This is a genomic window from Actinosynnema sp. CA-299493 (assembly GCF_050946825.1).
In the GTDB taxonomy this organism is placed as follows: Bacteria; Actinomycetota; Actinomycetes; order Mycobacteriales; family Pseudonocardiaceae; genus Actinosynnema.
This window is the reverse complement of record NZ_CP191993.1, coordinates 5,331,973-5,344,722: the sequence shown is the minus strand read 5'-3', so window position 1 is coordinate 5,344,722 and position 12,750 is coordinate 5,331,973. Positions and strand designations below refer to the sequence as shown.

13 protein-coding genes are annotated in these 12,750 nt (G+C 72.7%); 10 read left to right on the top strand and 3 right to left on the bottom strand.

What is annotated here, in order from left to right; translation table 11 throughout:
- The first annotated feature begins 130 nt into the window (after positions 1-130).
- A complete protein-coding gene (locus tag ACQPYE_RS22265; protein ID WP_498714112.1) occupies positions 131-1,966 on the top strand; it encodes an RICIN domain-containing protein in 1,836 nt (611 codons plus the stop codon).
- Between the two features lie 83 nt (positions 1,967-2,049).
- Here the strand turns inward: ACQPYE_RS22265 and ACQPYE_RS22260 are convergent, their stop codons facing one another.
- Together ACQPYE_RS22260 and ACQPYE_RS22255 are read right to left on the bottom strand one after the other, a co-directional pair.
- A complete protein-coding gene (locus tag ACQPYE_RS22260) occupies positions 2,050-3,012 on the bottom strand; it encodes a small ribosomal subunit Rsm22 family protein (RefSeq protein ID WP_498714110.1) in 963 nt (320 codons plus the stop codon).
- Positions 3,013-3,120: 108 nt separating this feature from the next.
- Positions 3,121-3,864: an alpha/beta hydrolase gene (locus ACQPYE_RS22255; RefSeq protein ID WP_498714108.1), complete on the bottom strand. Its 744-nt coding sequence runs from the start codon at positions 3,862-3,864 to the stop codon at positions 3,121-3,123.
- 295 nt (positions 3,865-4,159) lie between these two features.
- Between ACQPYE_RS22255 and ACQPYE_RS22250 the strand changes: the two genes are divergently transcribed.
- The 9 genes from ACQPYE_RS22250 (at position 4,160) to ACQPYE_RS22210 (ending at position 12,533) form a co-directional block, all read left to right on the top strand.
- Positions 4,160-5,764 carry an ABC transporter substrate-binding protein gene (locus tag ACQPYE_RS22250; protein ID WP_498714106.1) on the top strand — a complete coding sequence of 535 codons (1,605 nt, stop codon included), beginning with the start codon at positions 4,160-4,162 and terminating at the stop codon, positions 5,762-5,764.
- Positions 5,758-6,774, top strand: coding sequence for an ABC transporter permease (locus tag ACQPYE_RS22245; RefSeq protein ID WP_498714104.1), 1,017 nt, complete (start codon positions 5,758-5,760; stop codon positions 6,772-6,774). Before ACQPYE_RS22250 ends, ACQPYE_RS22245 begins: the two co-directional genes overlap by 7 nt.
- Complete coding sequence (locus ACQPYE_RS22240) at positions 6,771-7,619, top strand: ABC transporter permease (RefSeq protein ID WP_498714102.1); 849 nt, start codon at positions 6,771-6,773, stop codon at positions 7,617-7,619. The genes ACQPYE_RS22245 and ACQPYE_RS22240 overlap by 4 nt, the downstream gene beginning before the upstream one ends.
- Entirely contained in the window at positions 7,616-8,425 is an 810-nt protein-coding gene (locus ACQPYE_RS22235) for an ATP-binding cassette domain-containing protein (RefSeq protein WP_498714100.1), read from the top strand. The genes ACQPYE_RS22240 and ACQPYE_RS22235 overlap by 4 nt, the downstream gene beginning before the upstream one ends.
- Positions 8,422-9,057: an ABC transporter ATP-binding protein gene (locus tag ACQPYE_RS22230; protein WP_498714097.1), complete on the top strand. Its 636-nt coding sequence runs from the start codon at positions 8,422-8,424 to the stop codon at positions 9,055-9,057. Before ACQPYE_RS22235 ends, ACQPYE_RS22230 begins: the two co-directional genes overlap by 4 nt.
- A gap of 69 nt (positions 9,058-9,126) precedes the next feature.
- Positions 9,127-10,056, top strand: a complete 930-nt coding sequence (locus ACQPYE_RS22225) for an ABC transporter ATP-binding protein (protein ID WP_498714095.1) — start codon at positions 9,127-9,129, stop codon at positions 10,054-10,056.
- A complete protein-coding gene (locus ACQPYE_RS22220) occupies positions 10,049-10,909 on the top strand; it encodes an ABC transporter permease (protein WP_498714094.1) in 861 nt (286 codons plus the stop codon). Before ACQPYE_RS22225 ends, ACQPYE_RS22220 begins: the two co-directional genes overlap by 8 nt.
- Positions 10,906-11,817 (top strand): ABC transporter ATP-binding protein, encoded by a 912-nt coding sequence (locus ACQPYE_RS22215; RefSeq protein WP_498714092.1) that lies wholly within the window; start codon positions 10,906-10,908, stop codon positions 11,815-11,817. Before ACQPYE_RS22220 ends, ACQPYE_RS22215 begins: the two co-directional genes overlap by 4 nt.
- A complete protein-coding gene (locus tag ACQPYE_RS22210) occupies positions 11,814-12,533 on the top strand; it encodes an ABC transporter permease (protein WP_498714090.1) in 720 nt (239 codons plus the stop codon). Before ACQPYE_RS22215 ends, ACQPYE_RS22210 begins: the two co-directional genes overlap by 4 nt.
- Before the next feature lie 23 nt (positions 12,534-12,556).
- Here the strand turns inward: ACQPYE_RS22210 and ACQPYE_RS22205 are convergent, their stop codons facing one another.
- On the bottom strand, positions 12,557-12,745 hold the full coding sequence (locus ACQPYE_RS22205; protein WP_498722964.1) for a DUF4240 domain-containing protein: 189 nt from the start codon (positions 12,743-12,745) through the stop codon (positions 12,557-12,559).
- Positions 12,746-12,750: the final 5 nt, after the last annotated feature.

The window sequence follows — 12,750 nt, the reverse complement described above, 5'->3', positions numbered from 1 at the left end:
GCCGGTCGAGGCGTGGCACGTCCCGTAGGGCCGCACCCGGAGCCGATCCGCCGCGCGACCGGCCGGCGCCGCGCCGCTCGACCAACCCGGTGTCGTGCCGGGATCCCTTCCCCTGCCCGAGGAGTCAGGTGTGAACACCACAACCAGGGGCGTCAGCCTCAGGAGACTGATCACGCTCGTCAGCGTCGCCACGTCCGTCGCCGCGTCGGCCGTCGCGTTCACCGCACCGGCGCAGGCGGCGGACGAGTCCATCTCGGTCGACTTCTCCGTGGCGGGCGCCTCGCCGACCTACCGGGCGTCGGGCTGGATCTACGGCATGACCGAGAACGCGTCCGGCCCCGCGGACAACTTCTACCGCGACGTGAAGTTCCGCTACATGCGTGCCGGCGGCGCCCAGCTCGACGGTCCGGGCGGCTGGGTTTCGGGCAAGTACGACCGCCGGTGGAACGCCACCCGCGCCCAGCTCCTGCGCACCCGGTCGCTGGGTGGGGAGTTCGTGCTGCTGGTCCACGACCTGTGGGGCGCCGACGGCTACCCGATCTCCAGGTTCCCCGGCGACAACGGCAACTGGAGCGACTACGACGCCTTCCTCACCCGATTGGTGAACGACGTCCGGGCGACGGGCGCGCCGGTGCAGTGGGACCTGTGGAACGAACCCAACATCACCCTGTTCTGGAACCGCCCGCAGTCGCAGTACTTCGAGTTGTGGCGGCGCACCTACCAGCGCATCCGGGCCGAGTTCCCGACGCAGCCGATCGTCGGCCCGAGCTGCGCGTGCGTCCCGTCGTCATCGGGGTGGTGGACGCAGTACCTGGACTTCGCGCGGGCCAACAACGCCGTGCCCGACATCGTCAGCTGGCACTCCCTGCCGGGCGACCCGGTCGCGAACGTGGCGACGGCCAACGCCACCCTCGACGCGCGGGGCATCCCGCACCCGCGGCCGTACCAGATCAACGAGTACGGCGCGTCGAACGAGCAGAACCCCGGCGACGGCTCCTGGTACATCGCCAGGCTGGAACGGGCGGGCGCGGACGGCCTGCGCGCCAACTGGGCGAGCGCGGGGAACCTGCACAACGACCTCGGCAACCTGCTGGTCCGCAACTCGGCGGGCGTGCACCAGCCCAAGGGCGAGTGGTGGGTCTACCGCTTCTACGGCTCGCAGACCGGGCAGGTCGTCAACGTCACGCCCAGCCAGTCCTACGACGCGTTCGCCACGAAGACGTCGGCCGAGGCCAAGGTCCTGGTCGGTGGCGGTCGCACGACGGGCAACATCGGGGTCCGGCTGCAACGCCTCGACGCCACCGAGGGCCTCGTGGTGAACAACCAGGTCCGGGTGCTCGCCGAACGCATCCCGTACAACAACGGTGGAGCGGTCCAAGGTCCGGTGACCGTCCTGAACACGGTCGTGACCCTGTCCGCCAACGCGACCACCGTGAACCTGCCGCACTCCAACGTCGACGAGTCGTTCACCATCACGCTCCTGCCGCCCTCGGACACCGGCGGCGGCTCCTTCCAGTCCACCGCGGTCGCCCAGCACTCGCAGCAGTGCCTGACCAACCCCAACCGCAGCACGGCCGACGGCACCCAGCAGCAGCAGCTCGCCTGCGGCGCCGGTGACGAGCAGCGGTGGAACTTCAGCCCGGTGGCGGGGCTCGCCGACACCTACACGGTCGCCAACCAGCAGTCGGGCAAGTGCCTGGACGTCAACGGCGCGTCCACCGCGGACGGCGCCGCGGTCATCCAGTGGGCGTGCAACAGCGGTGCCAACCAGCAGTTCACCCTGCGCAAGGTCACCTACTCCGGCAGCGATCCCGACGACTACCAGCTCGCGGCCCGGCACAGCGGCAAGTGCGTCGACGTCAACAGCATCTCCACGACGCCCGGCGCGGTGGTGCACCAGTGGACCTGCAACCCCACCGGCCAGAGCACCCCGCGCAACCAGACCTGGCGCCTGTCCGGTCGCTAGGCCTCGGTGTCGCATGTGGATGGTCGCCCGCCGCGGGAGCCGTTGGCCTCGCGGCGGGCGACCTCGTAGGGCCGACCCCGCCGTCACAGCCAGGGATCGCCCCACTCGACGTCGCGCGCGGCGCGGTAGGCGTCGGGGTCGCGCTTGCTCACCACGCGGTCCTGGATCGTGCCGTCCCCCGCGCACAGCCGCAGTTGGACCATCCCCTTGCGGCGCAACGGGTGGCGCAGGACCCGGTTCCCGGCGTGCGGACCCGGCACGCGGGTGGCGACGACGTAGGCGAACTTCTCGTCCTCGTGGCCCAGGGTCGCCGCCTTGACCTGCCGGTGCAACGACGTCCGCGCCACCCGGGCGGAGAAGTGGCACCAGTCGGACCCGGCGATCGGGCACGCGGCCTCGTGCGGGCACGGCGCCGCGACCGACCGGCCCGCGTCGATCAGCCGGTCCCGCGCCGCGAGGACCCGCCGGTACCCGGCCGGCGTGCCCGGCTCCACGACGACCACGGTGTCCGCGGCTTCGACCATCGCGTCGACCACCTCGTCGCGCAGCGCTTCCGGCAGCTCGCCGAGCACGTAGGACAGGGTGGCGACCTCCGCTCCGGGCAGGGCGGTCGTCGGTCCCAGCACGCCCCGGACCCACCGCGCGGACCGCAGCGCGGGGCTCGTCGCGCCCGCGACGAGCCTGGACCCGAGCCGCGAAGCCTCCTCGGCCTGCTCGAACACCGTCAACGAGGTCAGTCCCGGCCAGGTCTCGACCGCCGCCCACAGCGCCGCGCCCGTGCCGCCGCCCACGTCGAGCAGCGTGCGCGGCGCGAGGTCCGGGCGCTGGGCGGCGGCTTCGCCGAGGACGTGGCGCAGCACGGCGTACGTCGCCGGCATGCGGTACGCGGCGTACGCGCTCGCGTCGGCGCGGGTGCGCAGGATCGGCTCGTTCGCCGCGCCACCTTCGCGGTAGCGGGCGGACAGCCGTTCGACGACGGGTGCGAGCGCCGCCGCCTTCTGCCCGGCCAGCTCCGCCTCCAGCGCACGCCGAAGTTCCTCCGACACGGGCCACTCCATCCGGGATTCGACGAAAGTCGGATGTTATCGGTCGTGCACGGGAGCAGGGAGGACAGGTGTCCGCGCACCGGCGCGGTCAGGTGACCCGGACCACGCTCACCTCAGGTGCCGGGCGAAGAACCGGTTCGCGTCGTCACCCTCGAACCGCGGGACACCGGTGTGCCCGCCCATGTTGGCGTGCAGCGTCTTCTCCGCGGAGCCGAAGGCGTCGAACAGGTCCAGGGCCGCCTGCCGGTCGTTGCCCTCGTCGTCCCACTGAAGCAGGACCTGCAACGGGATGGTGACCCGCCGGGCCTCCTCGACGATGGCGCGGGGCACGAAGCTGCCCGCGAACAGGAGGGCGGCCGAGACGCGCGGCTCGACCACCGCCAGCCGGACGCCGATGGAGATCACCCCTCCCGAGTACCCGACCGGGCCGCCGAGCCCGGGCAGGGGGAGGAGGGCGTCCAGGGCGGCCCGCCATTCCGGGACGGCCTGGTCGACCAGCGGGAGGACGAGCCGGTCGACGATGTCGTCGTCGACCGGCTCACCGGCCCGCAACGCCCGGCGCAGGTCGGCGCGGGCCTGGTCGGCGGCGGCGTCACGCGGCCGGTCACCGGCCCAGGGGAGCTCGATGGTGGCCGCGGCGAAGCCCTCCGTCGCGGCGTGCCGGGCCCGGGCCGTCAGTCGGGGGCGCATCCCGGGCAGTCCGCCGGGGTGGCCGACGAGGATCAGCGGCGCCGGTGCGGACGCGGTCGCCGACGTGGACACCGGCGTCCACAGGATGCCGGGGATCCCGTCGAGGACGAACTCGCGTTCGAGGACGCCGTCGTCGAAGCGCTGTTCAGAGGTGAATCGCATGGTCGTGCCTTTCGGGAGTGCTCGCGAACGGCGCTCCCGGGCGACCTACCGCCCGACCGTGACCCCTGAGGGGAGCACCCATGTCGAAACGTCCACGGGTACCACCTCCTCGGTCTCTCGCACGGCCGTCGGAAACCTAGCAGCGGTCGTCGTGGTCCGCCAACAGGTTTCGCGGGCGGTGGCTTCGCGGCCGGCGGCGCCGGGCGAGCGGTGATGTGGAGATCACATCCGATGGCGGTCCCGATCATGGTGTGACTTAATGCCAGCTACTGCTTGTTGCCTACCTTGGGCAATAATGATCGAGGGGAGTGCCGTGCGCAGGTCTGCCCGGTTCCGCGCGGCGGCTGCGGTCGTCGCGGGGATCGCCTTGGCGTCGTGTTCGACCGAAGCGCACCGCGGGTCCGGTGGCACGCCCACCGAGCTGCGGCTGGCGATCGGCGGCGAGTCCGCGGAGGGCTACGACCCGACGTTGGGCTGGGGCCGGTACGGCTCGCCGCTGTTCCACTCGACGCTGCTGGCCCGCGACGCGGACCTGGACCTCGTCAACGACCTGGCCACGCGGTACGAGGTGAGCCCGGACCGTCTGGTGTGGACGGTCGACGTGCGGGCCGACGCGAGGTTCAGCGACGGCAGCCCGGTCACCGCGCGCGACGTGGCCTACACGTTCACGGCGGCGTCCAGGAGTGGCGGGTTGACCGACGTGACGGTGCTGCGGGAGGCGGTCGCCGTGGACGAGGACACCGTGGAGCTGCGGCTGACGAAGCCGCAGAGCACGTTCGTGAACCGGTTGGTGTCGCTCGGGATCGTGCCGGAGCACGCGCACGGGCCGGACTACGCGCGCAAGCCGGTGGGCTCCGGGCCGTTCGTCCTCGAGCAGTGGGACGAGGGCCAGCAGCTGATCGTGCGGCGCAACGACGCCTACTACGGCGTGAAGCCCGCGTTCGAGCGGGTGGTGTTCGTCTTCACGGGCGAGGACGCGAGCCTGGCCGCGGCGAGGTCGGGGCAGGTCGACCTGGCCGCGCTGCCGTCGTCGCCGGCCACCGGCGAGATCCCCGGCACGAGGCTGACGAGGGTGGAGTCCGTCGACAACCGGGGCATCGTGTTCCCCTTCCTCCCCGACGAGGGCCGCAGGACCGCCGGGGGACGGCCGATCGGGAACGACGTGACGTCGGACCAGGCGGTGCGGCGGGCGGTCAACGTGGCGCTGGACCGGCGGGCGCTGGTGGACGGTGTGCTCAACGGCTTCGGCCGCCCGGCCACCGGCCCGGTCGACGGACTGCCCTGGCACGAGCCGTCCGCCGCGGTGACGGACAACGACCCGGAAGGGGCGAAGAGGGCGCTGGAGGCCGCGGGCTGGGTCGACGCCGACGGTGACGGCGTCCGCGAACGCGGGGGCGTCCGGGCGGAGTTCCCGCTGCTGTACCCCGCGGGGGACTCGGTGCGGCAGGGCTTGGCGCTGGCCGTGGCGGACATGCTGGAGCCGGTCGGCATCGAGGTCACCGCCAAGGGCGAGAGCTGGGACGTCATCCGCACCCGCATGCACGCGGACCCGGTGCTGTTCGGCTGGGGCAGCCACGACGCGACCGAGATGGTCAACCTGTACTCGTCGGCGCGGGCGGGGGTGGAGCTGTGGAACCCCGCCCTGTACCGGAGCCCGGTGGTGGACGGCGAGCTGGACGCGGCGCTGGCGGCGATCGACCCCGACCAGGCCACCGCGCACTGGAAGGCGGCGCAGAGGCAGTTCGGTCCGGGGGCCGACGCGGTGTGGGCGTGGTTGGTCAACCTCGACCACACCTACTACGTCGACGCCTGCCTGGACCTCGGGCCGCTCCAGGTCGAGCCGCACGGGCACGGCTGGCCGATCACGCAGGGCATCACGGGGTGGAGGTGGACGTGCTGACCGCCGAACGCACGTCACGTCCGGTGGTGGTCGCGGTCGCGGCACACGCCTCGCGCCTGATCCTCCTGCTGACGGCCGTCGCGGTCGGGTCGTTCGTCCTGGTGGTGAACTCGCCGGTGGACCCGGTGGCGGCCTACGTGGGCGCGGACATCGCGTCGCTGGGCGCGGAGCAGCGCGCGCTGATCGCCGAGCGGTGGGGGTTGGACGCCCCGGCGCACGAGCGGTTCCTGAGCTGGTTCGGCAACCTGCTGGGCGGGGACTTCGGGTTCTCGCTGACGTTCAACCGGCCGGTGCTGGAGGTGATCGGCGACAAGTTCCGGACCAGCCTGGCGCTGATGGCGCTGGCGTGGCTGTTGTCCGGCCTGGTCGGCTTCGTGCTGGGACTCGTCGCGGGCGCGCGCCGGGGGCGGTTCGCCGATCGGGCGATCACCTGGTTCTCGTACGCGCTGGCGTCCGCGCCGACGTTCTGGGTCGGTCTGCTGCTGCTGTACGTGTTCGCGGTGTCGTTGAACTGGGCGCCGGTGTGCTGCGCGGTGCCGATCGGCGTGCCCGCCGACGAGGTGGGGCTGGGCGACCGGCTGGCGCACCTGGCACTGCCCGCGCTCACGTTGAGCGTCGTGGGGATCGCGCCCGTGGTGCTGCACACGCGGCAGGCCGTGGTGGAGGCGCTGGCGTCGGACCACGTGGCCTTCGCGCGGGCGCAGGGCGAACGCGGCCCGGGGCTCGTGCTGCACCGGGTGGTGCGCAACGCCGCCGCGCCCGCGCTGCTGCTCCAGTTCGGCTCGATCGGGGAGCTGTTCGGCGGCTCGGTGCTGGCCGAGCAGGTGTTCTCCTACCCGGGGCTGGGCGCGGCGACCACGACGGCGGCGCTGGGGCAGGACGTGCCGCTGCTGCTGGGGATCGCGCTGTTCACCACGGTGCTGGTGTTCACCGGCAACCTCGTCGGCGACCGCGTGCACGCCGTCCTCGACCCGAGGTCACGGCTCGTCGACGTGCGGAGGAAGCGATGACCCCGGTCGTGCGGCCGGCGTTGACGAGGATCGACCGCCGCACCCGCACCCTGGCCCTGCTGGGCGTGTCCGCGGTGGTGGTGCTCGGCGTTCTCGTCGCCGGTTCGTGGGCTCAGGACGCCGCGCGGACGACTTCATTGGGGGAGCGCAACCGCGCACCCTCGGCCGGGCACTGGTTCGGCACCGACTGGCTGGGCCGCGACGTGCTCGCCCGCGTGCTGTCCGGCCTGCGGATGAGCCTGGTCGTCGGCACGACCGCCGCCGCGATCTCCGCGGTGATCGCCCTCGTCCTGGCCTGCGCCGCCACGGTCGGCGGGCCGAAGGTCGACGCCGTCGTGGGCCGGCTGGTGGACCTGTTCACGGCGTTGCCGCACCTGGTGCTGCTGCTCCTGCTCGCCTTCGCGCTCGGCGGCGGCACGGACGCGGTGGTCATCGCGGTGGCGGTGACGCACTGGCCGCACCTGACCCGGGTGCTGCGGGGACAGGCCAAGCAGGTGGTCAATTCCGAGTACGCGACCGTCGCGGTCCAGTTGGGGCGCGGCCGGTGGTGGGTCGCCCGCAGGCACGTCGCCGGGCACCTGACGGGGCACTTCCTGGTCGGCCTGGTCCTGCTTTTCCCGCACGCCATCCTGCACGAGGCGGCGCTGTCGTTCCTGGGCCTGGGCGTCGACCCCGCCGAGCCCTCGACCGGCATCCTGCTGGCCGAGTCCATGCGCTTCCTCTCCGCGGGCGCGTGGTGGCTCGCCGTGCTGCCCGGCCTGTGCCTGCTGCTGGTGGTCAAGGTCGTCGACGGCATCGGCGACAACCTGCGGTCACTGGTCAACCCGAGGAGCCACCACCTGTGACCACCGCACCGGCGACCCCGCTGCTGGAGATCCGCTCGCTGGCCGTCTCGTTCACCCAGTACGACCGGGGACTGCGCCGCCGCACCGTCACCGCGCTGTCCGGCATGGACCTCACGACCGACCGGGGCGAGCTCGTCGCCCTGGTCGGCGCCAGCGGCGCGGGCAAGAGCCTGCTCGCCCACGCCGTGCTGGGCATGTTGCCGCCCAACGCCGTCGAGAGCGGCACGGTGCGCTTCGACGGCGCCGTCCTCGACCCGGCGGCGCGCCGCGACCGGGCGGGCCGCGACATCGCGCTGCTGCCCCAGTCGGTGACGTTCCTCGACCCCGTCACCCCCGTTGGCCGCCAGGTCCGCCGCTCCGCGGAGCTCGCCGGGCGCTCGTCCCCGGACGTCGTCGCCCGCACGGCGCTCGACGCCCGCGGGCTGGGCCCGGAAGTCCGCCGGCAGCACCCGCACCAGTTGTCCGGCGGCCAGGTCAGGCGCGTCCTGACCGCCATGGCGCTGATGGGTGATCCCGCGCTGGTCATCGCCGACGAACCGACCCCCGGCCTGCCGCCCGAGGCGGTCCGCGCGGCCCTCGCGGACCTGCGGCGCATCGCCGACCAGGACCGCGCCGTCGTCCTCATCACCCACGACCTCGCCGCCGCCCTGGAAGTGGCCGACCGGGTCGTCATCTGCCGCCACGGCCGCACCGTCGACGAGGCGCGCCCCGCCGACTTCCGCGCGGACGACCTGACCCACCCCTACACCCGGGCCCTGTGGCACGCCTTGCCCGGCAACGGGTTCCGCCTCCTGGAGGGCTCATGACCCTGCGCGCCGACGACGTGTGGTTCCGCTACTCCAAGAAGTCCCGCTGGGTGGTGGCAGGGGTGTCGCTGTCGGTCGGACCGGGCGAGGTCGTCGGCCTCCACGGCCCCAGCGGCGCGGGCAAGAGCACCCTCGGCCGGCTGCTGTCCGGGGTCCTGCGCCCGCACCGCGGCGAGGTCTCCGCCGACGGACGGGCGCCGCGTCCCGGACCGGGAACGGCGAATCCCGTGCAACTCGTCTCGCAGCACGCGTCGTCGGCGCTGGACCCGCTCTGGAAGATCCGGCGGAGCCTGGCGGAAACGGGCGTCGCGGACGACGTCCTCGACGGGCTGGACCCGGCGTTGGCGCCGCCGGCGCTCCTGGACCGCTTCCCCCACGAGATCAGCGGCGGCGAGGCCCAGCGCGTCAACCTCGGGCGGGCGCTCCTGGCGAACCCGTGCTTCCTCGTGGCCGACGAGATCACCGCCAGCCTCGACCCGATCAGCCAGGTCGAGGTCTGGGAGCTGGTGCGCGCCGCCGTCGACTCCCGGGGGATCGGCGTGCTGGCCATCTCGCACGACCGCCCGCTCCTCGACGCGGTGGCCCACCGGGTCCTCGACTTCCGGGACCTGCACCACGCCGATCACCCCTAAGGGTCGGGAGGCCGCCGGCTCAGGGGTCGGCCGGATGTAGCGGGTGGCCGACGCCCGTAAGGTCCTCGTGTGCCACTCATAGAGACCACCGCGCTGGGAATGCGCTACGACGGCAAGGTGACCGCCCTGGCGGACCTGACGTTGGCCATCGAGGCGGGTGTCGTCGGCCTGGTCGGGGTCAACGGCGCGGGGAAGACCACGCTGATCAAGCTCGCGCTGGGGCTGCTCACGCCCACCAGCGGGCGGATCCGCGTGCTCGGCCTCGACCCGATCGCCGACGGGGAGCAGGTCCGGGCGAAGGTCGGCTACATGCCCGAGCACGACTGCCTGCCGCCGGACATGGTGGCCGCCGAGTTCGTCACGCACATGGCGCGGGTCAGCGGCCTGCCCGCCGCGGCGGCACGGGAGCGGGCGTCGGAGACGTTGCGGCACGTGGGGCTCTACGAGGAGCGCTACCGCCGGATCGGCGGGTACTCGACCGGCATGAAGCAGCGGGTCAAGCTCGCCCAGGCGCTGGTCCACGACCCCGAACTGCTGCTGCTCGACGAACCCACCAACGGGCTCGACCCGGCGGGCAGGCGGGCGATGCTCGACCTGGTGCACCGCATCGGCACCGAGTTCGGCATCTCGGTGGTGGTCTGCTCCCACCTGCTCGGCGAGATCGAGCGGATCTGCACGTCGCTGGTGGCCATCGACGCGGGCACCCTGCTGCGCTCGGCGACGCTGTCGTCGATGACGGAGCACAACGACCTGCTCGTCGTCGAGGTGGACGAGGGCGCCGAGCGGCTGGCCGCCGCGCTCAGCACCGGCGGCGTGGACGTGCGCCGGGACAACCGCGTGCTGACCGTCCGCCTCGGCGAGGACGACGGCGCGGTGTACGACCTCATCCGGGACGCCGTCGCGGACCTCGACCTCAGCCTGCACCGGCTGGAACGCCAGCGGCACCAGGTCGCCGACCTGTTCCGCGACCGCCCGGCCGAGGAGGTGTCCCATGTCTGAGCCAGGCGTCATCCACGACATCGGCTACCAGCGCTACACCGGACCGAGGCTCGGCCCCGGCTACTCGGCCCGCGCGCTGTACGTCCACAGCGTCCGCAGCGCCTACGGCCTCGGCCGCAGCCCGTGGGCGAAGGTGCTGCCGATCGGGCTCGTCGGCCTGGCCGGCATCGCCTCCCTGATCATCGTGATCATCAACAGCCAGCTGCCCGAGCCGGTGCTCGACTACGTCGGCATCGCCTCCACCTTCACCTTCGCCGCGACGGTGTTCGTCGCCGTGGTCGCGCCCGAGCTGGTGTCGGTGGACCTGCGCACGAACCTGCTCCAGCTGTACCTGTCCCGCCCGCTGAGCCGGTCCGGCTACGCGCTGACCAAGGTCGCCGCGCTGGCCACCGCGACGTTCCTGCTGCTCGCCGCGCCCATGCTGATCATGTTCATCGGCATGGCCTTCAGCACCGACGACGGTGTCGCGGGGGTGCTGGAGGAGTTCGGCGGGCTGCTCGTGGGTCTCCTCGCCGCGGCCATCCACGCCGTGCTGCTGTCGGCGCTCGGACTGCCGATCGCGTCGCTGTCGGGTCGCCGGGTGTTCGCCAGCGGCATGATCATCGGCGTCTTCCTGCTCACCGCCCCGATCTCGGCCGTCCTGAGCGAGCTGGGCTCCGGTCCGACCGGCTCGCTCGCCGGGCTGCTCGACCCGACGAGCCTGCTCAACGGCGTGGACCAGTGGCTGTTCGGAGTGGACGTCGACTTCGTCTCGATCGGTTCGTTCGGGCCGGTGTACGGCCTGGTCGCGGTCGCGCTGGCGGCACTGGGCACGACGGTCGCGGTGTGGCGGTACAGAGGGGTGAAGTCATGAACACCGTCGAACTCGCGGGCGTCTCCCGCTGGTACGGCAACGTGGTCGCGGTCAACGACGTGACCTTGTCGATCGGACCCGGCCTGACCGGTCTCCTCGGACCCAACGGCGCGGGCAAGACCACCGTGCTGCACCTGATGGCGGGCCTGCTGGCGCCGTCGCAGGGCCGGGTCGTGGTCGGCGGTGAGCCCGCGTGGGCCAACCCCGCCCTGTACCGCAAGCTCGGCCTGGTGACCGAGCGCGAGAGCGTGCCCGGCTTCCTGACCGCCTGGGAGTTCGTCCTGGCGAGCGCCAAGCTGCACAAGCTCCCCGATCCGGAGGCCGCCGCCCGCGCCGCGCTGGACACCGTGGACCTGCGCGACGCGCAGGACCGCCGGATCTCCGGCTACTCCAAGGGGATGCGCCAGCGGAGCCGGGTCGCCGCGGCGCTGGTGCACGACCCGGACGTGCTGCTGCTGGACGAGCCGTTCAACGGCATGGACCCCCGGCAGCGGATGCACATGATGGAGCTGCTCGACGGCATGGCCCGGGCCGGGCGGACCATCGTGTTCAGCTCCCACATCCTGGAGGAGGTCGAGCAGCTCTCCGGCACCGTGCAGGTGATCGTCGCGGGCCGGCTCGCCGCCTCCGGGGACTACCGGCACATCCGGCGGCTGATGACCACCCGCCCGCACGTGTTCACCATCGCCTCCTCCGACGACCGCCTCCTCGCGACCGCGCTGATGGCCGAACCGTCGGTCTCCGGGGTGAGCATCGCCGAGGCGGGTCTCCAGGTGCACACCAGCGACTACGGCGCCTTCACCCGGGCCCTGGCCAAGATCGCCAAGGCGCGGGACGTCCGGCTGACCACGATCCTGCCTTCGGACGAGTCCCTCGAGAAGGTCTTCTCCTACCTGGTGACCACATGAACCCGACGATCATCCGCCTCACCGCGAGGGCGCTCCTGGGCCGCAGGCGCGTGCTGCTGCTGCTCCCCATGCCGATCATCCTGATCGGGCTGACCCTGCTGGCCGTCACCAGCGAGGAGCGCGAGACCCCGTCCGACTGGGGCCCGCTGGTCTTCGCCAACCTCGGGCTCGCGGTCCTCCTGCCGCTGACGGCGCTGATCATCGGCAGCAGCGCGCTCGGCCTGGAGATCGACGACGGCACCATCACCCACCTGATCACCAAGCCGCTGCCGCGCTCGGAGATCATCCTGTCCAAGCTCCTGGTGGCCTGGCTGGTGACCACCGTGGCCACCGCCGTGCCGCTGGCCGTCGCGGCCCTGATCGCGGGCTCCGGTCCGCTGGCGGTCGGCCTGGTCGTCGGCACGGCCCTGGGCGCGTTGGCCTACAGCGCCCTGTTCCTCGCCCTGAGCGTGATGACCAAGCGGCCGGTCGCGGTCGGCCTCGTCTACATCGTGCTGTGGGAGAACCTGCTGGTGTCGTTCGTCGACGGCGCCCGCGTGTTCAGCATCCGCCAGCACGCGACGGCCATCGCGGACGCGATCGGCGACACCCCGCTGATCTCCTCCACGATGTCGGTGCCGACCGCGGTGGTCATGGCGTCGGTGTTCGTCGTGGTGGGCACGGTCGGCGCCACCCGGCGGCTGCGGTCGTTCGCGTTGACGGGGGAGGCGAACTAGCTCCTCCCGGCCGGGGTCGGGGTTCAGGGCAGGAACATCGAGGACAGCCGGGGCAGGTGCTCGCGGAACGCGTCGTCGTCGGACCAGTGCCAACCCGGCCCCGCCGGTTCGTCCGGGCGGGACAGGGGCAGGTCGGCGAGCGTGTCGGGATCATCCACCGCGCGGGTGAACACGTCCCGGCCTTGGAGGACGAGCCCGTCGCGGAAGTCCAGGAAAC